Genomic DNA, 25493 nt, shown 5'->3' with positions numbered 1-25493 from the left:
TATATAAATTAAATATGACTAGTGCGGCAGTTTCATTTCAGAATGTCAGTAAAGCCTATGGCTCGTTACAGGCGCTGAAAGGTGTTTCCTTTGAAGTTGAAAAGGGAGCTTTTTTTGGTTTGCTTGGGCCAAACGGTGCGGGTAAATCGACTTTAATTAATTCAATGGCAGGGCTGGTGAAGCCTAGTTCAGGGCATATTCTTGTTAACGGGTATGATACTGAGAAATCTTATCGTCAAACTAGACGACAACTAGGGCTGGTTCCTCAAGAGTTGATTTCGGATCCTTTTTTCTCAATAAAAGAACTTCTAACAATCCAGTCCGGATATTTTGGTCTTTCTGGTAGTGTTCAGGATAAATGGATTGGGGAGTTGCTTGAGAGGCTGGCTTTAAGCGATAAAGCGGATGCCAACACAAATCAGCTTTCTGGAGGCATGAAAAGACGAGTTCTTATTGCTATGGCTCTGGTTCACAAACCGGACGTCATTGTTTTAGATGAGCCAACAGCGGGTGTTGATGTTGATTTAAGAAAAACATTGTGGGACTTTACTAAAGAGCTTCATCAAAAAGGTCACACGATTATTTTGACAACACACTATTTAGAAGAAGCAGAGTCTTTGTGTGAAAAAGTAGCAATACTCCAAAAAGGGCAGTTAAGCGCTTTAGAGGCGACGTCAGATTTGGTTTCTATGCATCCTTTCCGTTATGTGCGAGTGAGTTTGTCCCAGCGATTTGAAAACGCGATGCTTTCAACCGTGGTGGATTTGGCAACCCGTTTGGATAGTTTCAATGTGAACGAAGTGGTTTTCAAAGTTGAGAAAGAATTGCCTTTGAATCAAGTGATGTCTTGGTTGTCTGCGTCACCGTTGTCTATCAAGGATATTACTAGTAGAGATGCAACTTTAGAGGAAGTGTTTATCAGTTTGACAGGAGGTAAAGATAATGAACTTTAATCTTGTTGGTTGTTGGGCGCTTTTTGCCAAAGAGGTCAGACGTTTCTACTCGGTTGCTATTCAAACTATTTTCGCGCCAGTGGTTTCGTCGCTATTGTATCTGCTGATTTTTGGGCAAGTCATTGATACGCAAATTGAGGTGTTTAGTGGTTTGACCTATAGTCAATTTTTGATTCCTGGTCTGGTTATGATGACGGTGTTGCAAAATGCTTTTTCCAATACATCTTCAAGTATTATTCAGTCAAAAATGCATGGAAACTTAACTTTTGTCATGTTGAGTCCTATTTCTCCCTTGGAGTTGTACCTTGCATTTGTTGGTGCGTCTGTTATTCGAGGGCTTGCTGTAGGTGTAGGCGTTCTACTGGTAGGAATGTTTGGCTTTGATTTGACGATGAACCATCCTGGGTGGATTCTTCTTTTTGCAGTATTAAGTGCAGCTATTATGGGCTCGGTAGGCTTGACGGCAGGGTTGTTGTCTGACAAATTCGATCAGCTTGCAGCGTTTCAAAATTTCATTATCGTTCCATTGACCTTCTTGAGTGGTGTTTTTTATTCTATTCACGCATTACCGGGTATTTGGCAGCATATTTCTCACCTGAATCCCTTCTTCTATATGGTTGATGGCTTTCGTTATGGTTTCTTTACTCAGTCCGATGTATCTATTGCGTTGAGCCTGACCATCACGATTGTTTTCTTTTTAGTGATAACGGCGATTAATCTGATTTTGTTATTCAAAGGCGTTAAAATACGCGATTAAGTTTTTTATAAAGTGGAAAGTTATGTCTCCCGAAAATATTCGAAACAAGATTCAAGCGGCTATTTCTGGCGCACAAGTTGTAACCAGTGGTGAAGATTGTAACTTTGCAATCGAAGTAATTAGCGCCGAGTTTGAAGGTAAAACCCCCCTGCAACGCCACAGAATGGTGAATGATGTTTTTAAACAAGAGTTTGAAAGCGGTGCGCTTCATGCCTTGTCGATTAAAACAGCCGTTCCGGAAAAAGAATAGACTATGGATAAATTGGTAATTGATGGTCCATGCAGCCTTTCTGGACAAGTGCAGATATCTGGCGCAAAAAACGCTGCATTGCCTATTTTAATGGGATGCCTTCTTGCTGAAACACCGGTTAAGTTATCGAATGTCCCACATTTGAAAGATGTGACAACTACGATTCAATTGTTGGCGACCATGGGCGTTCAAGTCCTATTCGATGAGCAGTTGAATATTGAAATTGATGCCTCGGAGATTGTGACCAAAGAAGCTCCTTATGAGCTAGTGAAAACGATGCGAGCTTCAATTTTGGTAATGGGTCCTTTGTTGGCACGTTTTGGAGAAGCTAAGGTTTCTTTGCCTGGTGGTTGTGCCATTGGTTCGCGCCCAGTTAATATCCACATTGAGGGTATGCAAAAAATGGGCGCTGAGATAAAAGTTGAGCAAGGTTATATCATTGCCAAAGCAGGCAAGCTGAAAGGTGCTGATATTACAATGGAACCAGTCACTGTGACCGGTACCGAAAACTTGATGATGGCCGCAGTGCTTGCTGAAGGTCGCACAGTTTTAAGAAATGCCGCTAGAGAGCCAGAAGTCTCAGACTTGGCAAATTTCTTGAACAAGATGGGAGCCAAAATTTCTGGTATCGGGACAAGTACATTAACTATTGATGGCGTTGAATCCTTAAAAGGAGTCGCTTATAGCGTGATTCCTGACCGTATTGAGGCGGGAACTTACCTTGCTGCAGCAGCAATCACACATAGTTGCATCACGGTAACGCATGCAAACCCTGAACATATGGAATCCGTATTGGAAAAGTTTCGTGAAGCGGGTGCCATAGTAACGACTACACAGGATTCCATTACCTTGGATATGCGCAATAGAGAATTGAAGCCCGTCAATATTGTGACTGACCCGTATCCGGACTTTCCAACAGATATGCAAGCTCAATTTGTTGTGATGAATGTTCTAGCGGAAGGTGAAGGTAATGTGGAAGAGACGATTTTTGAGAATCGTTTTATGCATGTTTCCGAGTTGATTAGAATGGGAGCGGACATTAAAGTGACCGGCAATACAGCTCAGACACATGGTGTAAAGAGTTTAACCGCAGCACCTGTGATGGCAACAGACTTAAGGGCTTCTGCCAGTTTGATTTTGGCCGGTTTGGCAGCAAAAGGTCAAACAGTCATCAGTCGTATCTATCATATTGATAGGGGTTATGAGTTGATAGAAGAAAAGTTCCACAAGTTGGGCGCCCATATCTACAGAGCAAATTAACAGAAGAACGAAAATGGATAACCAATTAACAATCGCCTTATCAAAAGGCAGAATTTACAAAGATACTTTGCCGCTTCTGGAAGCGGCTGATATTTTGCCTTTGGAAGATCCAAGTAAGAGCAGAAAGCTTATTATTCCGACTAATCAGGAAAATGTAAGGCTTTTGATTGTGCGCGCCACTGATGCGCCAACCTATGTTTCTCATGGGGCTGCGGATATTGGTGTCGCAGGTAAGGATGTTTTGATGGAAGCGCCATCAGACAACCTCTATGAGTTGCTGGATTTACAAATTGCGAAATGCCGTTTAATGGTTGCAGGGCCTGAAACTCCTAAGCCTCATGGGCACCGTTTAAAGATCGCAACCAAATATATCAATTCAGCTAAAGCCTATTACGCGCAAAAAGGTGAGCAAGTTGATTTGATTAAGCTTTATGGCTCAATGGAGATCGCTCCATTGATTGATTTGGCAGATAAGATTGTAGACTTGGTGGATACGGGAAATACGCTACGAGCGAATGGATTAGTGCCAGAAGAGCATATTGCCAATATTAGCTCTAGATTAATCGTGAATGAACATGCGTACAAAACTAAATTCAATCAAATAAATGAAATTGTTGAGAAGTTTCAGTCAGCTATCTCAAATACCTAATTAAAGTTGGAAGTTATCACTATGTTAAATATCAGAAAACTCTCAATCGATTCAGAAGGCTTTAAGCCTGAACTTGAAAAATTACTTGCTTGGGAAACCGTTTCAAATGAGTCGGTTAATTCGGTGGTAAAAGATGTTATTCACAACGTAAGAACACGAGGTGATGAAGCATTGCTTGAATATACGGCAAAATTCGATCGTTTGAGCTTGGAGAAAGGTTCAGACTTGGAAGTGCCTAAGGCAGAGTTAACTGCGGCGTTGAACCGCATTCCACAAGACCAGAAAGATGGTTTGGAATTGGCTGCGCAACGCGTGAAAGATTATCATGAAAATCAAATTATGAAGTCTTGGAGCTATAGAGAAGCTGACGGCACGATGCTGGGTCAACAAGTGACAGCTTTGGACAGCGTTGGCTTGTATGTTCCTGGAGGTAAAGCCGCTTACCCTTCATCAGTCATTATGAATGCGGTTCCTGCAAAAGTGGCCGGCGTCAAGGACTTGATTATGGTTGTTCCAACGCCAGATGGTGAAGTGAATGATATGGTGTTGGCCGCTGCTGCGATTTGTGGGGTGGATCGTGTGTTTAAGTTAGGTGGTGCGCAAGCTGTTGCAGCGCTGGCTTATGGCACCGAAACCGTTCCATGTGTCGATAAAATTGTTGGTCCGGGTAATATTTATGTTGCGACTGCTAAGCGAGAAGTATTTGGTGCTGTTGGTATTGATATGATTGCAGGACCATCTGAAATTTTGGTTTATTGTGACGGTCAAACTGATCCAGATTGGATTGCGGTTGATTTGTTCTCTCAAGCAGAGCACGATGAAGATGCTCAATCTATTTTAGTGACTCAAGATGCCGAATTCGCAGAAAAAGTTTATGAGAGCATGAATAAGCTGATTTCTGAAATGCCACGCCAAGCCATCATTACTAAAGCTTTGGAAGACAGAGGGGCGATTATTGTGGTTGAGAATGAAGACCAAGCCATTGATCTAATCAACTACATTGCGCCAGAGCATTTGGAACTTTCTATCGAAGATCCAGAAGCTTTGTTGCCAAAGATTAAGCATGCGGGCGCAATTTTCATGGGACGTTACACAGCAGAAGCATTAGGTGACTACTGTGCAGGGCCTAACCACGTGTTGCCAACCTCTAGAACGGCTCGTTTTTCATCTCCACTAGGCGTATATGATTTCCAAAAACGCTCTAGTTTGATTATGTGTTCTGCTGAAGGTGCGAATCTTCTGGGTCAAGTAGCAGGTGTGCTGGCCGACGGAGAAGGTTTGCAGGCTCATGCAGCATCGGCAAGATACCGAGTGAAAAAATAACTTTTCAATCGAAAGTCCTAAATAAAAATGGCCTGTTTTAGGTCATTTTTTTTATCAGCGGTGGCAAAATATGGATAGAAAAGCACTGTTAAATTATTTGGATGATTATCTAAAGGTTTCAAGCTTTAAAGACTATGCTCCAAATGGACTTCAGGTAGAAGGTGCTGAAGACATTCGTAAAATTGTCACGGGTGTTACTGCATCACAAGCTTTGATAGATAAAACGATTGAGCTAGGTGCAGATACATTGTTAGTTCATCACGGTTATTTTTGGAAAAATGAAATTCCAACCATAACCGGCATGAAAAAGAAGCGCATTGAGTCTTTACTGAGTCATAACATCAATTTAATTGGTTACCATCTTCCTCTTGATGCTCATCCGGTACTTGGAAACAACGCGCAGCTGGCTACTCTATGGAGTATCGAAGATATTACGCCTGAGCCAACGAGTTTGGTTCGATTGGGGGTGTTGTCGGAACCTATGGCAATAGAAGCCTTTAAAGGGCGTGTAGATGAATCTCTAAAAAGAGAATCCTTACATTTGCCAGGCGGAAAGTCTCAAGTACAGAAAGTTGCTTGGTGTAGTGGGGGAGCTCAAAACTATATTCAGCAAGCAATTGACTGGGATGCTGATGTTTATATCAGTGGAGAGGTGTCTGAGCAAACAACGCATCAAGCTCTTGAATGCGGTATTCACTATTTGGCAGCGGGTCACCATGCGACCGAAAGATTGGGTGTGCAAATGCTGGGCGAGCATCTTAAAGAGCATTTTGCGCTAGATGTTGTTTTTTGTGATATTAACAACCCTGTTTAACAGTAAACTATAAATATATTAGTACTTTGTGAAATAAATTTTTTTATGAGGTTATATAAATATAATTATGTAACCCAAAAATGGCTTTGCTAAAATACGTCGATTCTAAACTTAAGCAACCTAACATTGAGGTAGCTCAATGGGGAAGTAGAGGAAAACCCTATGTCACAAAATGTGCATAATGAGAATAATAACTTAACGCGCCGTAAAGTTTTAACGGCTGCAACGGGTGTGCTAGGGGCAACAGGGGCAACTTTTCTGGCTGTTCCATTTGTAAGTTCATGGCAACCAAGTGAGAAAGCTAAGGCTGCCGGTGCTCCTGTTGATGCTGATATCAGTCATCTTCAACCAGGCCAAATGATGACCGTGTCATGGCGTGGAAAACCTGTCTGGATTGTTAGAAGAACGCCAGATATGTTGAAACGTTTGCCTGAGATGGATCCTAAACTTCGTGATCCAGAGTCAAAAGAATCCACACAACCTAAATACGCAACCAATGAATATCGCTCTATTAAGCCAGAATATTTGGTCGTAGTCGGTGTTTGTACTCACTTAGGATGTTCTCCTTTATATCGTCCCGCTGTGAATTCACCAGATATGGAAAAAGGCTGGGAAGGTGGCTTTTTCTGTCCTTGTCATGGTTCTATGTTCGATTTGGCTGGTCGCGTTTTCCAAGGCGTTCCTGCGCCAACAAATTTGGTTATTCCTCCTTACTACTTTAAAACCGCCTCAATTGTTCGAGTAGGTGAAAACGCTAAGAAAGGAGTTGCTTAATGTCAAATACTACACATGAAAGGCCTAAGAACTCTATCCTAGCTTGGATTGATAGACGCTATCCTTTGGTAAGCACATGGAATGCTCATGTTGGAGAGTATTACGCACCAAAGAACTTCAACTTCTGGTATTTCTTCGGATCCTTAGCATTATTGGTTCTGGTCAACCAGTTCATTACCGGTGTTTGGTTGACGATGAGCTATAAACCAAGTGCCGCAGAAGCTTTTAACTCAATCGAATATATCATGCGTGATGTCGAATGGGGTTGGTTGATTCGCTATATGCACTCTACTGGCGCATCTGCGTTCTTTATCGTTATTTATCTTCATATGATGAGAGGGTTACTATACGGTTCCTATAAAGAGCCAAGAGAATTGGTTTGGATTTTGGGGATGTTTATTTTCCTGGTACTGATGGCTGAAGCTTTCATGGGGTACTTGCTACCTTGGGGACAAATGTCTTATTGGGGAGCTCAGGTAATCATTTCTCTATTCGGAGCCATTCCGGTTATCGGGCATGATTTGGCGACATGGGTGAGAGGGGATTTCATTATTTCTGATGCGACATTGAACCGCTTCTTTGCTTTGCATGTTATTGCTTTGCCATTGGTTTTGATTGTATTGGTGTTCATGCATATCGTCGCACTTCACCAAGTCGGCTCAAACAACCCTGACGGTGTTGAAATCAAGAAATATAAAAACGACAAAGGCTTACCAATTGATGGTATTGCTTTTCACCCTTATTACACAGTCAAAGACAGTATGGGAGCTATTGTGTTCTTGTTCTTCTTTGCATTCGTTGTGTTCTATATGCCTGAAGGTGGTGGCTTCTTCTTGGAACCACCAAACTTTGAGCCGGCAAACCCGTTGAAGACGCCTGATCATATTGCGCCAGTTTGGTATTTCACACCGTTCTATGCCATTTTGAGAGCAATTCCCGATAAATTGATGGGGGTTATCGCGATGGGAGGTTCTATTGCTGTCCTGTTTGCGATGCCTTGGCTAGATCGCTGTAAAGTGAAATCCATCCGTTATAGAGGCGCTTCATATAAAGCTTTGCTAACAATGTTCGTGATTAGTTTCTTGGCGTTGGGTTGGTTGGGAACGCAGCCAGCATCACCAGAGTTGACTAAGCTAGCGAGAATCTTCACTGCAACTTATTTCTTGTTCTTCATTATCTTGCCGTTTACTTCGGTATCTGAGAAGACAAAACCGGTTCCAGAGAGGGTAAGTTAATGAAAAAACTATTCGGATTGTTGTTGTTTGTACTGCCGTTTGTTTCCGTTGCTGCCGTTCATGGGGTTGAGCTGGAAAAGGCGCCGATTAACCTAAAAGATAAAGCTTCTCTGCAAAGAGGCGCGCTTCTGTTCTCAAACTACTGTATGGCGTGTCACTCAGTCAAGTACATGCGTTATAACCGTATTGCGCGTGATTTGGGTTGGACTGATGATGAGATCGTCAAGAAGATGGCTTATGGTCAAGCAAAGCCTGTTGATGACGTGATGACTCGCATGTTGCCGGGTGTCGATATGGAAGTTTTAGGAACGCATGTTCCAGATTTATCTTTGATGGCACGTCTAAAAGGTCCTGATTATATTTATACCTTCTTGAAGGGCTTTGAATATGATGAAAAGACCAAAACATGGGATAACAAAGTTCTTCATGGAACGGTTATGCCAAACATCTTGGAAGGCGTTCAACGTTATTCGACAAAAGAACAATTTAGCCAGGATGTCGCTGACATCACTAACTTCTTGGCATATGTTGGTGAACCAATCAAGGTGAAAAGAGAATCTCTTGGCTGGAAAGTGATGCTGTTCTTGTTTATATTCTTTATCATTACTTATCTGTTGAAGAAAGAATATTGGCGAGATATTAAACACTAAATGATAAAGCCCGCTGATGCGGGCTTTTTATTTTCAAGAAGAAAGTTTTATGGCAAAGAAATCAAAATCAGCTTACGTCTGTACCGAGTGTGGTGCCGAGCATTCGCAATGGCAAGGGCAGTGTGTCGCTTGTGGTGAGTGGAATACGCTTAAGGAAATAAAACTAGGCGCACAAAAAGTAAGTAGTAAGCGTCAGTTGGGTTATGCTGGGGAACAAAGTTCTGACATCAAAGTCATAAACGATGTCAGTCTGGATGAAGTTCCGCGCTTTTCCTCTTCTATTGAAGAGTTGGATCGTGTTCTGGGCGGAGGAGTAGTCTCCGGTTCTGTTGTTTTGATTGGTGGAGATCCGGGCGTAGGTAAATCTTCTTTGTTATTGCAGGTGTCCTGTCACCTAAGCGAAAACATGTCAGTACTCTACGTGACGGGGGAAGAGTCGCTTCAACAAGTGGCCATGCGAGCTAAGCGCATGGGCTTGCCAGACCAGAGTTTAAAACTCTATTCAGAAACCGATGTAGAGTTAATAGCTGAGGCAGCCAGTAACGAAAAGCCGAAAGTGATGATTGTTGACTCGATCCAAACTCTACAGCATTCAGAAGTTTCCAGTGCCGCAGGTGGTGTTTCTCAGGTTAGAGAAACGGCAGCTTATCTCACACGCTTTGCCAAGCAAAACAACATTATGATTTTCTTAGTTGGGCATGTCACCAAGTCGGGTGAAGTTGCTGGACCAAGAGTGTTAGAACATATTGTCGACACGGTATTGTTTTTGGAGGGACAGTCAGACAGTCGCTTCAGAACGTTAAGGGCGATTAAGAACCGTTTCGGAGCAGTTAATGAGCTAGGTGTGTTTGCCATGACCGAAAAAGGCATGAAGCAAATCAAGAATCCATCAGCGATCTTTTTATCGAGGGGCGAGGTTGTGTCTCCCGGTTCCGTTGTTATGGTTGTTTGGGAAGGATCTCGTCCTTTGCTCATTGAAATACAGGTATTGGTCGATGATTCCCCTTATGGCTCACCAAAACGGGTCACGGTTGGTTTTGATAATAACCGTATGTCGATGTTGCTAGCGGTATTGCATAGGCATGCAGGGATTCAAGCATCGGATCAGGATGTGTATGTCAATGTGGTTGGCGGAGTAAAGGTTAATGAAACCAGTGCCGACTTAGCTGTGTTGTCTGCTGTGGTTTCGAGTCTGCGCAATAAAGCACTACCGGAAGATTTGGTGGTGTTTGGGGAGGTGGGGCTTTCAGGAGAAATCCGCCCAGTATCAAGTGGACAGGAACGTATTTTTGAGGCAGCCAAGCATGGATTCAAAAAAGCGATAGTACCCGCCGCAAATGCGCCCAAAGAACCTGTTCCTGGAATGAAAATATATCCGGTGAGCCGATTATCAGAGGCGTTAGAGCTGCTTTAACCGAAGCTTTTATATTTGTCGACAATTCGGTTAGAATAAACTAAAAGATAAGAAAAAATTCCCATGGCAAATGCTTTAAATCAAATGTTGATCGACTTCAGCGATTTACCAATCGCCGCTGCCTATGTTGAAAAAGACGACGATATCAATTTATTTATCGCCTGGCAAAATAAAGCGGCGGATGCTTTATGGGATGATTACGATCTGAATGAAGATGTCGATCTTAAACTTCAGATTATCCAAGCTTTCTCGCATTCTGCGCCCACTTCGTTCACCCATCATTTAAAAGAAAATGTACAGCCTTGCCGTTTTTTTGTTACGGAGATGGGAGAAGGTTTGCTGGTGCAATTTTTCTTCGGAAATATTCGTGAGTCAGATATAAAACGTTCACATAAATCCATTCATGAAATGATGTTGGATACCTCCAAAACTTGTGGACTAGAGCTAGATTTAAAAACAAAGCATATCCACTATACACAGAATTTTTATGAAATCTGTACTATTGACTACTCGTCATTAGGTCATGATTTTGATCAGTTTATTGATCGGATCCATCCATCAGACCAAAAACGTGTTTTAGATACGATTCAGTCGCACTTTGAGGTTTCATGGGCATTTGACATTGAGTTTCGATTCAAGAACATTTTTGGAGAGTTCATTTGGTTGGCGATGACAGCAAAGGCTGTCTCGGACAAGGATGATGATGAGCTTACCCATCTGATTGCGACATTGCACAACATTAGCGAGAAGAAAGCGATCGAACAGACACTGAAGACAAGAGAGCAATTAATCGTACAAATCCTCGACAGTCTTCCGATCAGCATCTACGTTAAAGATGAAAATGGGTGTTATCGCTTCTTCAGCCATCAAGCTGAGATTGAACTGGGTTATAGTCGTAACAAAATTATCGGTAAAACGGACTTTGAGTTTTTGCCCCCTCAGCAAGCCAGGCAACAGCATGAAGAAGATGTTGATACTAGTCGATCTCGCAAAATCATCATTAATGAAGAAAAAATCTGCCAGGTTGGGGATGAAGAGAATTGTAAATGGTTCTTGAGAGGTAAAGGCCCAATCAACATTAAGGTGGATGATTATCAGCAAACTTGGATTTTAGGCTTTTTGGTTGATATCACCCATCAAAAGGATACCGAGTCCAAGCTGATTGATGCCAAGGATGTTGCAGAGCAAGCGCTGAAAGCTAAGGCGGACTTCTTATCTATCATGAGTCATGAAATTCGTACACCACTGAATTCTGTAATTGGTGGAGCGCAACTGTTGATGATGAACGAATTTGATGAAGAGTACCGCTCTCAAATTGAAATGATTCACCACTCCGGCGTTCACTTGTTGAACCTTATTAATGACGTTCTTGATTTGAGTAAGATGGAAGCTCAGAAACTTGAGTTGGAAGAGATTCCATTTGATTTGACTCAGCTAGTCGAAATTGTCACCAAAATGAATCAGCACATGGTGCAAGAGAAAGGTTTGTATCTTGATTTACAGATTGATCCAGCTTTACCGATTAATCGTAAAGGTGACGCCGCTAGGTTACGCCAGATATTGCTGAATCTCATTAATAACGCCTCAAAGTTTACTGAAAAAGGTGGTATTACACTTAAGATATCAAAGTCCACTCGAAACAACCCAATGTTTGTGCGCTTTGAGGTGACTGATACAGGCATCGGAATCACGCCCGAGCAAAAGCAGAAGCTTTTTAACGAGTATGTACAGGCGGAAAGTTCCATTAACAGAAAATATGGTGGAACTGGATTGGGCTTGCTGATTTGTCAGAAAATCGTGGACTTGATGGAAGGTTCTATAGGTGTCAACAGTAAGATAGAAAAAGGAACAACTTTCTGGTTTGAAATTCCCCTTAAGATTGATACTGAAGCAGCTGATCAAAATGCTTTAGGGGATCAAGCCTCCCAAGAAGATCAGAAAAAATCGAAGCATCTATCGATTTTGGTCGCAGAAGATAATCAGACAAATCAAATGTTGATTCAAGCGATCTTGAAAAAGTTAGGGCACCAATCCGTTATTGCTGCCAATGGTCTAGAAGCCGTGGATGCTTTAAAAGCGGGTCAGAAGTTTGATTTGGTGCTAATGGATTTGAACATGCCGGAGATGGATGGGATTGAAGCTGCCAAAGAGATTCGTGCTTTGGATAGTGATGTTTCCACCATTCCTATTATTGCATTGACGGCCAATGCTTTTGAATCCGCTCAAAAAGAAGTCTTTGAAGTCGGAATGAATGACTTTCTAACCAAGCCAATCAATTTATCCGACCTAGGACGAGTATTGGATACCTGGGGTTAGTGTAGCTAGTTGGACGCCCTAATTTTCAAGTAAGTACGTTTGCCATTCGCTAAAGAGTGCAGGTGTAGTTGCAGCAACAGCGGAGCGCTTCACCACTTCTGTTACGAAAACATCTTCGCCTGTCAACGTACTGCTTTTTCCACCCGCTTCATTCAGAATTAAGTAGCCCGCCGCGTAATCCCAAATGTTTTGCGCACCATGGCAATAAAGCTGTCCGCGACCGTAAGCAACCCAGCACCAGTCTAATGCAACCGAACCGATGCTACGTTGTGAAGCATAGGGGTTATCTTGAATGATCTTGATGGAGAGTTCGGCAGGTAAGCGTTTGAAGTCAATCAAACCAATGCATTGCTTCATTTTCTCTTTTGGCGTATCTGCACTAAAACGTTTGCCATTAAGCTCCGAACCCATGCCCAATCTAGCGGCAAACATTTCATCTCGGCTTGGGTCATACACCAAGCCCATGACAGTTTTCCCTTGCACAACTAACGCAAGGGAAACGGTGAATACTGGAATGCCACTTGCAAAGTTGCTGGTACCATCCACTGGATCGAGAATCCAGCACCCAATATCAGATTGAAGTGCTTTTACCTGTTCTTCACGCGTTGACTCTTCCCCTAAAAAAGAAAATACAGGCCAGTTGTCATGCAGAAAACTTTTGGTTTTTTTCTGCATTTCAAGGTCGGCTTCTGTGAGTAGAGAACCGTCTTTTTTGACTTCAGCGCTGATCTTTTCAAAGCGAGGTAGGATTTCTTGTTTGGCTAAATCAATAATGCCGGTTTTAAGCTTTTCCCACTGGGAAGCATCAGAAAAGGGGTAGTTAGACATGTTTAATCCAGTAAATGTATTTTGACTTTTTCAATCGTGTGTTTCGAGGTCTCCACCACTTCCAGGCAGTAGCTATCGATTTTTAGACAAGTGCCCACGCCAGGCAGTGTTTCAAGCTCTTCTTGAATCAGGCCATTAAGTGTTTTTGGACCGCCAGTCGGCAGCTCGAAGTGGTAGGCTTTGTTGATGTCACGAATAAACTCCGAGGCGTCGAATGTGATAGAGCCATCATCATTAACTTCGGCATTCAATTCACTTTTGGTGCGTTTGTCTGTACTGAGTTTACCGACGATTTCTTCCAGTAAGTCTTCCATGGTCAACAAGCCTTGTAAATTGCCATACTCGTCAACAATCAGAGCCATCTGGCGTTTGTTCTCATTGAAGTTTGCTAACTGTATGTTAAGCGTCGTTGTTTCAGGAATGAAGTAACCAGGACGAGCGGTTTTCACCAAATCCTTTAGGGTAATGTCATTTTTGGCGATAATCGGCAGCAGTTTTTTGATATTGACGACACCAATCAACTCTTCATCGATATTGTCACGGTATACAGGAATGCGCGTGTAGGGTGATTTGACAATACGCTTGGTGATGTCTTCGATGGATTCATTGACATCAATACCGTAGATATCCTGTTTTGGAATCATAACGTCTTCAACGGTGATGTTTTCAAGCTGCATGATGCCGTTCAGCATATTACGGTATTCAACCGGTAGCTTTCCCGTCGCTTCGTTGATGAGTGTTTGAAGTTCTTCCTGGCTCAATGCATGTTGATCGGTTGCATCTTCTTTGACTTTTACACCAAACAGTCGCAGAAAACCGTTTGCCAGAAAGTTGACCATCCAGACTAATGGTGAAAGCACCTTGAGCAGCGGCTCAAGAAGGTAGGCAGCCGGGTAAGCGATTTTTTCAGGATAAAGTGCAGCAAGTGTTTTTGGCGCCACTTCAGAAAAAACCAAGATAACCAGTGTCAAGATACCTGCAGCTAGTGCGATACCAGCTTCACCCAGTAATTGCATGAAGATAATGGTCGCGATGGATGACGCAAAAATATTAACGAAATTATTTCCAAGCAAGATAACGCCAAGCAAGCGATCAGGTTTTTCCAATAGTCGGTCAACTTTGATTGCGCCTTTGTGGCCTTCTTTAACTTTGTGTTTCAGGCGATAGCGGTTAATCGCCATCATACTGGTTTCAGAGCTGGAAAATAGTGCGGATAGAATAATCAGAAGCAATAAGATGCTAAAGAGTACGGATAAGGGGAGACTGTTCAATTTTCATAATAACGGAGTTAGTCGAACTGGAATTATATCGGCTACCAACTCACCGCATCAAGAACTTTTCAAAAAGTTTGGGGAATTAAATGGATTTTATTCTGTGATAATCAAATACTTAGTTTAAATTAAGCAAGACAACTTCAGTTCCGATGTAACTCAGAATCAACAGAAAATAAGCCCAGATTGTATAGTAGGCTGCTTTTTGACCTCGCCAGCCGAAGCGGAAATGTCCAATCAAGAACACGCCATAAGTCAGCCAGGCAAGGATTGCGAAAAAGGTTTTATGGATGAGATGTTGCGCGAACATATCTTCCATAAAGAAAGCGCCGCTCAATAGTGAGAAGCTCAAAAGTACAAAACCGATCATCACCAATTGAACCAGAATCTTTTCCATCACTTGTAGTGGTGGTAGGTTTCTGAAAAGAGTGCTTAATTCTTTTTTGCGGAAACGTTTTTCCTGCGCTGAGTAAAGGATTGCCTGAGCGGTAGCAAGCCCCATGATGCTGTATGCACTGACGGAAATCAAAACATGGCTTCCCAACTCGGTAGGTAGAGGGTGGACTTCTGAAGACATAAAAGGCATGAGACTGGTAATGCCTGCAATCGGGAAGATGAAAATCCCCAAGTTCTCAGTAGTGTTGTTCAGGTTGGTTGCCAATAGCGAGAGAACCGCCAGCCAGCTGATCAATGAAAGAGAGGTGCCGAAGCTGAACAGAATCATACCGTTGGAATACAGGCTGCCCGCAAACGACAAGAACTGGAAAACAGCAGCAAAGACAATTAAGGTCAAGAATTTTGAACGTGGCCATTGGGCGACCGCGGTATCAGTGTCAAAACGTCTCCAAAGCATGTAAGTGGTGTAGAAATATAGCAGACTGGAAAGTGTGGCTAACAAAATCGTAGCGGTATACATGCAATGAGTCCTTGATCCCTTTTCTCTTTCTTCTTTGACAGGCTGTCGCTGTCTTCTTAGATATTTAAGTCGTAAACCCGTATAATAGCGAAAATTAAAATGAATTGACAAAAAAATGCGTCATCGCCATGTATTTTGAGATCAACCTAATTATTCGGAAGACAGTATGTTTGACAATCTATCAGACCGCTTAGCCCAGACGTTTAAGAACATCACCGGTCAAGGGAAGCTAACGGAAGCCAACATCAAAGACGCCATTCGTGATGTACGAAAAGCACTGTTGGAAGCTGATGTCGCTTTACCGGTAGTGAAATCTTTTATTGACCAAGTGCAAGCTCGAGCCATAGGTCAAGAAGTCAGCAAAAGCCTGAATCCCGGGCAAGCATTCATCAAGATCGTTCGCGACCAATTGACTGAGGTCATGGGTGGCGAAGCTGAACCTTTAAGCTTTAATGTTGAACCGCCAGCCGTCATTATGATGGCGGGTTTGCAAGGTGCAGGTAAAACCACCACCGTCGCAAAACTTGCCAAATGGTTGCAAGAGCGCGAGAAGAAAAAAGTCATGGTGGTGTCTGCCGACGTTTATCGCCCTGCGGCGATCAAACAGTTGGAAACGGTTGCCGAGCAAGTAGGTGCGATGTTCTTCCCATCGACAGCGGATCAAGACCCGGTTGAGATTGCAAAGAACGCCCATGCCGAAGCACGTAGAAAATTTGCTGATGTATTGATTCTGGATACCGCGGGTCGCTTGCATGTCGATGAAGAGATGATGGCGGAAATCCAGCGCCTGCATAAAGCCATCAAACCGGTTGAAACCTTATTTGTTGTCGATTCCATGACGGGGCAAGATGCTGCTAATACCGCTAAAGCCTTTAACGACGCTTTGCCGCTGACAGGGGTTGTATTGACCAAGGCAGACGGTGATGCGCGTGGTGGTGCGGCATTGTCGATTCGTGAGATTACCGGTAAGCCAATCAAGTTCGTTGGGATGGGTGAGAAAACCGATGCATTGGAGCCTTTCCATCCTGACCGTATGGCTGGACGAATCCTTGGAATGGGTGACGTCCTGAGTTTGATTGAAGAAGTCGAAACTAAGATTGATAAAGAAAAAGCCGAGAAGTTTGCCAAAAAGGTTCAAAAAACCGGTCAATTCGATTTGGAAGACTTCTTGCAGCAACTGCAACAGATCAACAATATGGGCGGTCTTGGTGGTTTGATGGGTAAACTGCCTGGAATGGCGCAGATGAAAGATCAAATCAACCAAGGTGCCATGGAAAAAGATTTCAAACGCCTCGAAGCGATTATCTACTCTATGACACCTCAGGAAAGAGCGCACCCATTGATTATCAAAGGGTCACGTAAAAAGCGTATTGCCGCAGGTTCTGGGACGACTGTGCAAGACATTAACAAGTTGATGAAACAGTTTACTCAAATGCAGAAGATGATGAAAAAAGTCTCCAAAGGCGGCATGAAAAACATGATGCGCGGCATGGCAGGCAAGATGCCTGGCATGGGCGGAGGCATGTTGCCGCCAGGTATGCGATAAGTCTTGTTGTAGATACAAAAAAAACCGGAATATATTCCGGTTTTTTTATGCCTAGCGTTTAACCCAATATTCAATTCAACATTAGTGAAAATCTGCCAGGTTGGGGTAGGGGGTAGGGTATCTTTGGCTCAGCTTGCGTTGTGGCTTAACGCAAACTGATAATCGGCCAATCTTTCTTCTGTGCGTGTGCCAGTAGTTGCTCGTCGGCATCCACAACAATTGGAAAGGACACCTCTTCCAATAATGGAATGTCATTGTGAGAGTCTGAATAGAAATGGCTGTTTTCTAAATTCTCACCGGTTTCTTTTAGCCACATATTTAGGCGCTCGACCTTACCATGTTGGAAAGTCGGAATACCATCCACTTCACCCGTGAATACGCCGTCTTTGACTTCAGGGTCGGTGCCCAAAAGGTTCTCGATACCGTAAAGCTTGGCGATAGGGCGTGTGACAAAGCTATTGGTGGCGGTAATCACCAGTAGGGTATCGCCTTTGTCACGGTGGCTGTTCACCAAAGCTTGTGCCTTTTCCAGATAAATTGGCTGGATAAAGTCTTCCATAAACTGTCTATGCCATGCATCCAACTCTTCCATGGGGCGGTTAGCAATCGGTGCAAGTGAAAAACGTTGATACGCCATGATATCCAAAGAGCCTTTTTTATAGTCTTCATAAAATTGCTCGTTTTGTTGTTCAAAGTTTTCGGCATCAACCAAACCTTGCTTAATCAAAAACTTGCCCCAAAGGTAATCACTGTCACCACTAATCAGGGTATTGTCCAAATCGAAAATTGCTAGAGCCATAGCGGAAAGTCATCTTACAGTTAGTTGTTAAAATAGCCGCCTATTGTAACGAAAACACAGGGTTATTGCAGGTTCTCAATAGAGAATTCAGCGAATACCAAAACAAAGGTGGAGTATGGCTTGGGGAACCTTACGCATATTTAATGCAAAAATTTGTAACTTGCCGCCTTTTACTGCCATAATATCAGTATTAAATTTAAGTTTTTTTAAGGTTAAAAGTGATTGATGCAGATGGTTATCGACAGAATGTCGGCATCATTATCGTAAACAAGGAAGGTAAGCTATTCTGGGGAAAACGTGTCAATCAGGATGCGTGGCAATTTCCTCAGGGTGGTGTTCGAGTGCACGAAACGCCGCAACAAGCTGTTTTTCGTGAGCTGAAAGAAGAGGTCGGTCTTGACCCTTCCGATGTACGTATATTGGGGCGAACTAAAGATTGGATTTCTTATGATCTTCCCAAGCATCTCATTCGTCACTACAGTCACCCTGTTTGTATCGGACAAAAACAAATCTGGTTTTTGCTCGGTATGGTCGGTGATGAAGCGAAGATTAACCTAGATTGTCATGAAACACCTGAATTCGAGGGGTGGCAGTGGGTCGAATATTGGCTTCCAGTGCAAAACGTGGTCGATTTCAAACAAGGTGTTTATCATCAAGCCTTAACTGAACTTGAAGAGCACCTGCAAAAGTTCTGGCTGAACGAAAAGAATCCTGTGGAATCAGATAGTTAATCTTTTTCCCAAGATTCTTTTAACATCGCTAACCCATTCTCTTTATTAAAAACTTTTCCCTGTATCACCGCAGCAACTACTCTATGGGGCTTTCATCAATAGCGCCCCCATGTAAAAAGTGTTATTATTGCCAACTGTTTTAATAATTAGATAGGGATTTCTGTGTCCTTTTATCAGAAATTCCGACGCCTTATGAGTACTAAGTAGCAGAAAAATAAGGTGTTTTTTTGGACGGTTCTGTGTATGAACTACACAGGCCGAGTGACCATCCGACTTACCCTGTTGGATGGTGAGCTGGTAAACCAATACCAACCAATGAGGTTAATAAAATATGAGCGAGATGTTCATCGACCAAGATCCACAAGAAACACAAGAGTGGATCGATGCATTAGAAGCAGTTGTTGAGTTTGAAGGTTCTGAAAAGGCTCAACACCTTATCGCGAGCTTGATTGAAAAAGCACGCGTCCACGGAATTGATATTCCTTATTCTGCAAACACCCCATATATCAATACTATCGCCCCTGAAGAGCAAGAAAACTATCCAGGTGACTTAAGTCTTGAAAAACGCATGAGAGCGCTTTTGCGTTGGAATGCGATGGCGATGGTGGCAAGAGCAAACAAATATACCAGTGTGGGTGGACATATCGCTTCCTATGCCTCAAGTTGTACGCTTTATGAAGTGGGAATGAACCACTTCTTCAAAGGTCCAAAGCATGAGTTGGGTGCAGACATGGTCTTTTTCCAAGGTCATACCGCACCAGGAATGTATTCACGTGCCTTTATGGAAGGCCGCCTAAACGAAGACCAATTGCACAAATTCCGTCAAGAAGTAGATGGTAACGGTCTTTCTTCTTATCCTCATCCATGGTTGATGTCTGACTTCTGGCAGTTCCCAACCGTATCGATGGGTCTAGGGCCTTTGATGGCTATCTACCAAGCACGTTTCATGAAATACATGCATGCACGCGGTTTGGCTAAAACTGAAGGTCGTAAAGTCTGGGCTTACCTAGGTGATGGTGAGATGGACGAACCAGAATCACGTGGTGCGATTCAGTTGGCTAAGCGTGAGAAATTGGATAACCTAATTTTCGTTATCAACTGTAACCTACAACGTCTAGACGGCCCTGTTCGTGGTAATGACAAAATCATCCAAGAACTAGAAGGTGTCTTCCGTGGTGCTGGTTGGAGCGTTATCAAAGTCATCTGGGGTTCAGGTTGGGATCGTCTATTACAAAAAGACACCAGTGGTAAGCTAATCGAGCGTATGGGTGAAGTTGTTGACGGTGAGTACCAAGCCTACAAAGCAAAAGACGGTGCTTTCGTTCGTGAACACTTCTTCGGTAAATACCCAGAGACACGTGCTTTGGTTGAAGACATGACTGATGATGAAATCTTCAAACTAAGCCGCGGTGGTCACTCACCTCGTAAGATTTACAACGCTTATAAGCGTGCGTCAGAAGCTAAAGGTCAGCCAACTGTTATCCTAGCCAAAACCATCAAAGGTTACGGTATGGGGCAATACGGTGAAGCGGCAAACACGGCTCACCAACAGAAGAAACTGGATATCGACGGTTTGAAATACTTCCGTGACCGTTTCTCTGTACCGATTTCTAACGAAGCATTAGATAAAGACATTCCTTTCTACCGTCCAGAAGAAAACTCAGACATCATGCGCTATATGAAAGAGCGTCGTGAAGCACTAGGTGGAAGCCTGCCAGCACGTCATGACGACGCAGAGCCTTTACCGGTTCCAGATATGGATGCATTCAAAATGTTGACCGACGGTACGGGTGATCGTGAAATGTCTACTACCATGGCATTCGTTCGTATCATCTCTATCCTGTTGCGTGATAAGACATTAGGGCCTCGTGTTGTACCGATCATTCCTGATGAAGCACGTACTTTCGGTATGGAAGGGTTGTTCCGTCAAGTTGGTATCTACGATCCTGCTGGTCAGCTTTATCAGCCAATGGATTCAGACCAATTGATGTGGTACAAAGAGTCTGCTAACGGTCAAGTATTCGAAGAAGGTATTAACGAAGCGGGTTCCATGGCGAACTGGGTTGCTGCGGCAACTGCTTATGCCAACTACGGCGTGAGCATGATTCCTTTCTACATCTACTACTCAATGTTCGGTTTCCAACGTATTGGTGACTTGGCTTGGGCGGCAGGTGACTCTCGTGCAAGAGGTTTCTTGATCGGTGGTACTGCTGGTCGTACAACCCTTGAAGGGGAAGGCCTACAGCACCAAGACGGTCATAACTTGATCCAATTCGACCACGTACCGAACTGTTTGACTTACGATCCGACTTTCGCTTATGAAATGGCGGTCATCATCCGTGACGGTATCCGTCGCATGATGCACAACAAAGAAGACGTTTACTACTACATTACCGGTATGAACGAAAACTACATCCATCCGGCGATGCCAGAGGGTGCAGAAGAAGGTATCTTGAAAGGGATTTACCCATTCAAGAAATCAACAGCCAAACATAAGTTGAAAGTTCAACTAATGGGGTCTGGTACGATTTTCCGTGAAGTCATCGCAGCAGCAGAGATGCTAGAAGCAGACTGGAAAGTAGCAGCAGACATCTGGGGTGTACCAAGCTTCAATCTACTACGTCGTGACGGTATCGAAACGACTCGTTGGAATACTTTGCACCCAACCGACAAACCTAAAGTTCCTTATGTCACAGAAGTGCTTAAGGATGCTAAAGGTCCTTTTGTAGTCGCTACCGACTACATTCGTGACTATCCAGAGCGTATCCGCCAATATGTTCCAGGTGACTACTATGTCCTTGGTACAGATGGCTTCGGACGTTCTGACACGCGTGAACAACTGCGTAAGTTCTTTGAGGTAGACCGCCACTACGTTGTGGTAGAAGCTCTAAAAGCACTTGCCGACGCAGGCAGTATCAAACCTGAAATCGTTGCAGACGCCATTAAGAAATATGGCTTGGATGCAGACAAGGTTTTCCCAACACACGCTTAATGCGTTAGGGATGCGCTAGGAGTCGTATTTATGCAATCAATACGGCTCCCAATAGTGATAGCATGAACAAAAAGGACACAAAGTATGTCAGTTGAACAAATCAAAATTCCTGATATCGGCGATTTCGATTCGGTCGATGTCATTGAAGTTTTAGTTTCAGAAGGCGATGTCGTTGCGGTTGATGATTCTTTATTAACACTTGAATCCGATAAAGCCACCATGGAGATTCCATCTCCAGTTTCCGGTAAAGTCACTAAAGTTTCCGTTTCTGTCGGTGACAAGGTTTCTGAAGGCGCTTATGTGCTGGATATCGAAGTCAGCGGTGAAGCAGCAGCTTCTGCTCCTGCGGCAGAGTCAAAACCTGCTCCAGCCGAGAAAGCACCTGAAAAGGTAGCCGAACCAGCACCTGCACCAAAAACAGAGCCAGCACCTGTGCAGCCAAGTCCGGTTGCCATTGCCAATGCCAAACCAGTCAATACGCAAGAAATGGGCGCAGCATACCATGCCTCGCCATCAGTACGTGCGTTTGCCAGAAAACTGGGTGCAGAGCTTTCACAAGTTTCCGGGTCTGGGCCAAAAGGCCGCATTATTCAAACGGATGTTGAAGCTTTCATCAAATCCGTTATGCAAGGCTCTGCACCAGCTTCTGCTGGTGCAACAGGTGGTGCTGGTATTCCTCCAGTTCCGGTCATCGACTTCTCGCAATTTGGTGAAACCGAAACAGAAGAGTTGGGTCGTATTAAGAAAATTTCCGGTAAGTTCCTTCACACTAGCTGGTTGAACGTACCGCACGTCACACAATTCGACGAGTGTGACATCACCGAGATGGATCAATTCCGTAAAGACATGAAAGCCACTGCTGAGAAGCAGGGCGTGAAACTAACACCATTGGTTTTCGTGATGAAAGCGGTTGTCAAAGCTTTGCAAGATTACCCATCTTTCAACGCATCTTTGTCGCCTGACGGTCAATCCATCATCAAGAAAAAATACTACAACATCGGTATCGCGGTCGATACGCCAAACGGCTTGGTGGTACCTGTCGTGAAAGACGTTGATAAAAAAGGTATTTACGAACTATCTCGTGACTTGATGGAGCTTTCAGTCAAAGCACGTGACGGCAAGTTGAGCCCTGCGGATATGTCTGGTGGTTGCTTCACTATTTCAAGTCTTGGTGGTATCGGTGGTACACAATTCACGCCTATCGTCAATGCACCGGAAGTTGCCATTATGGGCTTGTCAAAGGCCAAGATGCAACCGGTTTGGAACGGTAAAGAGTTTGAGCCACGTTTGATGATGCCATTCAGCGTTTCTTACGATCACCGTGCTGTCGACGGTGCCGAAGGCGTACGTTTCACCACAACCGTTAGCCAATACCTATCTGACTTGCGTCAGTTGATTCTTTAATCGGGAGTAACAGATGAGTAAAGTTGTAGACATCACAATTCCTGATATTGGTGATTTCGCCTCGGTTGACGTTATCGAGGTTTTGGTGGAAGCCGGTCAAGAAGTTGCTCAAGACGACTCTTTGGTTACCTTGGAGTCCGACAAAGCCACCATGGAAATCCCAGCACCTTATGCAGGTAAGATTGTCTCTTTCACTGCAGCAGTAGGGGATAAAGTTTCCGAAGGGTCGATTATCGGTCAAATGGAAATCGCCAGTAGCGATACCGTTGCCGCTAACGTAGAGCAAAGCGTTGCCGCTTCCGCTGCGCCAGAAAAAGCGCCTGAAGCACCTAAGCAAGAAGCACCAAAAGCGGTTTCTTCTGCTGACCTTCCACCTGCTGATATGCAGTGTGAGGTTTTGGTGCTAGGTTCTGGCCCTGGTGGTTATACTGCTGCTTTCCGTGCGGCTGACCTTGGCAAAAAAGTGGTCATGATCGAGCGTTATGCAAATATCGGTGGTGTGTGCTTGAATGTAGGGTGTATTCCTTCAAAAGCGTTATTGCATATGTCTGTCGTGTTGAACGAAACACGTGAAATGGGCGCACACGGTATTACGTTTGCCGAGCCAAAAATCGACACCAACAAAATGCGTGAGTACAAAGACAGCGTTATCGGTAAATTAACCGGTGGTTTGGCTGGCCTTGCTAAAGCGCGTAAAGTGGAAGTCGTTCAAGGCTATGGTAAATTCAGTTCTGCTAACACTGTGACTGTTGAAGCGGCAGATGGCTCTACTAAAACCATCGCGTTTGAAAAAGCCATTATCGCCGCCGGTTCTCGCGTTGTTAAGTTACCTTTCATTCCACATGATGATCCTCGTGTGATGGACTCAACCGATGCACTAGAGTTGGAAGAAGTACCAAAACGAATGCTTGTTATCGGTGGCGGTATCATTGGTCTGGAAATGGCTCAGGTTTATGATTCACTGGGTTCAAGCATCACTGTGGTTGAACTGGGTGACACCATTATTCCTGGTGCGGATAAAGACATCTCTAAACCGCTACTGAAAAAGATTCAGAAGAAATACGAGAACATCTACCTCAACTCAAAAGTCACTAATGTAGAAGCTACTAAGAAAGGCTTGGTCGTTACTTTTGAAGGGAAAGATTGCCCAGAAACTGATACCTTTGACCGTATCTTGGTTGCCGTAGGTCGTGCACCTAACGGTAAACTGATCGATGCTGAAAAAGCCGGTGTTTTGGTGAATGACTGGGGCTTCATTGAAGTCGATGAGCGTCAAAAAACCAATGTCGACCACATCTATGCTATCGGTGATATTGTTGGTCAACCTATGTTGGCGCACAAAGCCGTTCATGAAGGTAAGGTTGCCGCAGAAGTGATTGCCGGTATGCCAAGCGCATTTACACCGATGGGTATTCCATCTGTTGCCTATACTGACCCTGAAGTGGCTTGGGCAGGTAAGACAGAGCAGCAGCTTAAAGATGAAGGCATTGATTATGAAAAAGGTGCTTTCCCTTGGGCAGCGTCTGGTCGAAGCCTAAGTTTGGGTAGAGATGAAGGGATGACCAAAGCCCTGTTCTGCGCGAAAACACACAGATTGCTTGGTTGCGGTATTGTCGGGCCTAACGCTGGGGAGTTGATAGCAGAAGCTATGCTTGCCATCGAAATGGGTGCAGACATGCAGGATATTGGTCTAACCATTCATCCGCATCCAACACTCAGCGAAACCATCTGTTTCGCAGCGGAAATGGCGGAAGGAACGATTACAGATCTAATGCCACCGAAAAAGCGTAAATAACTTTCTTTGCGGCTAAAACTCGCCACTTCTGCGTTGGGAAATGGTCACTTACAATTTGTAAGCTCACATTTCCCGTCTTGAACTGACAAGTTTTTTCTCGCAAATAAAGCCATTACTCGATATATTGAAACCCGCGCTCAAAAACGCGGGTTTTTTATTAGTTGCTTCCTAATCCCCAAATTTAAAGCACTGTTTAATACCAAGTTAACAGGAAAGTCACGAAATGCCAAATTCTGAAATACAACAATGGTTAGCCCTTATTAAGGATTTTTTTTTGGCTCTAGCTGCATTATCTACCATAGTTATTAGTATTTATGGCATAAGGACATGGAAAAGAGATTTAGTGGGCAAGGAGGTATATTCTGCTGCCAAAGAGCTAGTCAAGGAAAGTCATTTGATTTGTAGAGCTGCTCAGAAAATTAGAGAACCAGTTCAGACATATGAAAGAAGGTTTTTTACAGAAAATGACATTCAAAATACGACAAGAGAAGAAAGATGGAAAATCTCAGAGATAGATGCATATAAAGCCAGAGTCAAACTTTTTTCTAAAGAAATAGCAAAATACGAGGCAGCCAAACTCGATTTACGTATTCTTGTAGGATCGAAAATTTATCAAGATTTTTTACCACTTGGAGCGTTATTAACAGAAACAGTTAATCGAGTTAACTCCTATCTAGATGTTATTGAAAGCGACTCAATAAACAATATTCAGCAATCTGAAGAAGTTGTGAGGGCACAAGAATTACTCTACCCCTCAAGTATGAACTGGTCTAATGGAAACGGACACTTCAATGAGAGACAATAGATGTTGTCGAA

The 25493-nt window shown here is 43.6% G+C and carries 22 protein-coding genes; 18 read left to right on the top strand and 4 right to left on the bottom strand.

What is annotated here, in order from left to right; translation table 11 throughout:
- Positions 1 to 14: 14 nt before the first annotated feature.
- From HVMH_RS07150 to HVMH_RS07095, 12 genes are all read left to right on the top strand, one after another.
- A complete protein-coding gene (locus HVMH_RS07150; protein WP_029909333.1) occupies positions 15 to 953 on the top strand; it encodes an ABC transporter ATP-binding protein in 939 nt (312 codons plus the stop codon).
- Positions 943 to 1710, top strand: coding sequence for an ABC transporter permease (locus HVMH_RS07145; RefSeq protein ID WP_029909330.1), 768 nt, complete (start codon positions 943 to 945; stop codon positions 1708 to 1710). The genes HVMH_RS07150 and HVMH_RS07145 overlap by 11 nt, the downstream gene beginning before the upstream one ends.
- Before the next feature lie 22 nt (positions 1711 to 1732).
- Complete coding sequence (locus HVMH_RS07140) at positions 1733 to 1960, top strand: BolA family protein (protein WP_029909328.1); 228 nt, start codon at positions 1733 to 1735, stop codon at positions 1958 to 1960.
- Positions 1961 to 1963: 3 nt separating this feature from the next.
- Positions 1964 to 3220 (top strand): UDP-N-acetylglucosamine 1-carboxyvinyltransferase, encoded by a 1257-nt coding sequence (gene murA, locus HVMH_RS07135; protein WP_029909327.1) that lies wholly within the window; start codon positions 1964 to 1966, stop codon positions 3218 to 3220.
- 13 nt (positions 3221 to 3233) lie between these two features.
- Positions 3234 to 3869, top strand: coding sequence for an ATP phosphoribosyltransferase (gene hisG, locus HVMH_RS07130; RefSeq protein ID WP_029909324.1), 636 nt, complete (start codon positions 3234 to 3236; stop codon positions 3867 to 3869).
- A gap of 21 nt (positions 3870 to 3890) precedes the next feature.
- The gene (gene hisD / locus HVMH_RS07125; protein WP_029909321.1) at positions 3891 to 5192 is read left to right on the top strand and encodes a histidinol dehydrogenase; all 1302 of its coding nucleotides are present in this window, start codon (positions 3891 to 3893) and stop codon (positions 5190 to 5192) included.
- A 70-nt stretch (positions 5193 to 5262) separates the two neighbouring features.
- Positions 5263 to 6006 carry a Nif3-like dinuclear metal center hexameric protein gene (locus HVMH_RS07120; RefSeq protein ID WP_029909319.1) on the top strand — a complete coding sequence of 248 codons (744 nt, stop codon included), beginning with the start codon at positions 5263 to 5265 and terminating at the stop codon, positions 6004 to 6006.
- Positions 6007 to 6168: 162 nt separating this feature from the next.
- Positions 6169 to 6780, top strand: coding sequence for a ubiquinol-cytochrome c reductase iron-sulfur subunit (gene petA, locus HVMH_RS07115; protein ID WP_029909317.1), 612 nt, complete (start codon positions 6169 to 6171; stop codon positions 6778 to 6780).
- Positions 6780 to 8015: a cytochrome b gene (locus HVMH_RS07110; protein WP_029909315.1), complete on the top strand. Its 1236-nt coding sequence runs from the start codon at positions 6780 to 6782 to the stop codon at positions 8013 to 8015. Before petA ends, HVMH_RS07110 begins: the two co-directional genes overlap by 1 nt.
- Positions 8015 to 8665 carry a cytochrome c1 gene (locus tag HVMH_RS07105; RefSeq protein WP_029909313.1) on the top strand — a complete coding sequence of 217 codons (651 nt, stop codon included), beginning with the start codon at positions 8015 to 8017 and terminating at the stop codon, positions 8663 to 8665. The genes HVMH_RS07110 and HVMH_RS07105 overlap by 1 nt, the downstream gene beginning before the upstream one ends.
- 49 nt (positions 8666 to 8714) lie before the next feature.
- Positions 8715 to 10079: a DNA repair protein RadA gene (gene radA / locus HVMH_RS07100; RefSeq protein WP_029909312.1), complete on the top strand. Its 1365-nt coding sequence runs from the start codon at positions 8715 to 8717 to the stop codon at positions 10077 to 10079.
- Between the two features lie 63 nt (positions 10080 to 10142).
- On the top strand, positions 10143 to 12395 hold the full coding sequence (locus HVMH_RS07095; protein WP_051682470.1) for a PAS domain-containing hybrid sensor histidine kinase/response regulator: 2253 nt from the start codon (positions 10143 to 10145) through the stop codon (positions 12393 to 12395).
- A gap of 18 nt (positions 12396 to 12413) precedes the next feature.
- Here HVMH_RS07095 and HVMH_RS07090 read toward each other — a convergent pair whose 3' ends face one another.
- From HVMH_RS07090 to HVMH_RS07080, 3 genes are all read right to left on the bottom strand, one after another.
- Positions 12414 to 13223 (bottom strand): inositol monophosphatase family protein, encoded by an 810-nt coding sequence (locus tag HVMH_RS07090; protein ID WP_029909308.1) that lies wholly within the window; start codon positions 13221 to 13223, stop codon positions 12414 to 12416.
- Positions 13224 to 13225: 2 nt separating this feature from the next.
- Entirely contained in the window at positions 13226 to 14455 is a 1230-nt protein-coding gene (locus HVMH_RS07085) for an HlyC/CorC family transporter (protein WP_269473347.1), read from the bottom strand.
- A 157-nt stretch (positions 14456 to 14612) separates the two neighbouring features.
- The gene (locus tag HVMH_RS07080) at positions 14613 to 15410 is read right to left on the bottom strand and encodes a cytochrome C assembly family protein (protein ID WP_029909306.1); all 798 of its coding nucleotides are present in this window, start codon (positions 15408 to 15410) and stop codon (positions 14613 to 14615) included.
- A 166-nt stretch (positions 15411 to 15576) separates the two neighbouring features.
- On the opposite strand from HVMH_RS07080, the gene ffh reads away from it, so the two are divergent.
- Positions 15577 to 16956 carry a signal recognition particle protein gene (ffh, locus tag HVMH_RS07075; RefSeq protein WP_029909305.1) on the top strand — a complete coding sequence of 460 codons (1380 nt, stop codon included), beginning with the start codon at positions 15577 to 15579 and terminating at the stop codon, positions 16954 to 16956.
- 145 nt (positions 16957 to 17101) lie between these two features.
- Here the strand turns inward: ffh and HVMH_RS07070 are convergent, their stop codons facing one another.
- Positions 17102 to 17755: a histidinol-phosphatase gene (locus tag HVMH_RS07070; protein ID WP_029909304.1), complete on the bottom strand. Its 654-nt coding sequence runs from the start codon at positions 17753 to 17755 to the stop codon at positions 17102 to 17104.
- A gap of 218 nt (positions 17756 to 17973) precedes the next feature.
- Between HVMH_RS07070 and HVMH_RS07065 the strand changes: the two genes are divergently transcribed.
- The 5 genes from HVMH_RS07065 to HVMH_RS07045 all read left to right on the top strand — a co-directional run bounded on the left by HVMH_RS07065 (position 17974) and on the right by HVMH_RS07045 (position 25482).
- Positions 17974 to 18486, top strand: a complete 513-nt coding sequence (locus HVMH_RS07065; protein ID WP_029909303.1) for an RNA pyrophosphohydrolase — start codon at positions 17974 to 17976, stop codon at positions 18484 to 18486.
- Positions 18487 to 18817: 331 nt separating this feature from the next.
- Positions 18818 to 21478 (top strand): pyruvate dehydrogenase (acetyl-transferring), homodimeric type, encoded by a 2661-nt coding sequence (gene aceE / locus HVMH_RS07060; protein ID WP_029909302.1) that lies wholly within the window; start codon positions 18818 to 18820, stop codon positions 21476 to 21478.
- A gap of 84 nt (positions 21479 to 21562) precedes the next feature.
- Complete coding sequence (gene aceF, locus HVMH_RS07055; RefSeq protein WP_029909300.1) at positions 21563 to 22882, top strand: dihydrolipoyllysine-residue acetyltransferase; 1320 nt, start codon at positions 21563 to 21565, stop codon at positions 22880 to 22882.
- Positions 22883 to 22895: 13 nt separating this feature from the next.
- On the top strand, positions 22896 to 24677 hold the full coding sequence (lpdA, locus tag HVMH_RS07050; RefSeq protein WP_029909299.1) for a dihydrolipoyl dehydrogenase: 1782 nt from the start codon (positions 22896 to 22898) through the stop codon (positions 24675 to 24677).
- A 223-nt stretch (positions 24678 to 24900) separates the two neighbouring features.
- On the top strand, positions 24901 to 25482 hold the full coding sequence (locus tag HVMH_RS07045) for a hypothetical protein (protein ID WP_029909297.1): 582 nt from the start codon (positions 24901 to 24903) through the stop codon (positions 25480 to 25482).
- The last annotated feature ends 11 nt before the right edge of the window (positions 25483 to 25493 follow it).

The sequence above is a fragment of the Hydrogenovibrio marinus genome (assembly GCF_013340845.1).
GTDB classification, from domain to species: Bacteria; Pseudomonadota; Gammaproteobacteria; order Thiomicrospirales; family Thiomicrospiraceae; genus Hydrogenovibrio; species Hydrogenovibrio marinus.
The sequence above is the reverse complement of the archived record's forward strand: the minus strand, read 5'-3'. Positions and strand labels throughout refer to the sequence as shown.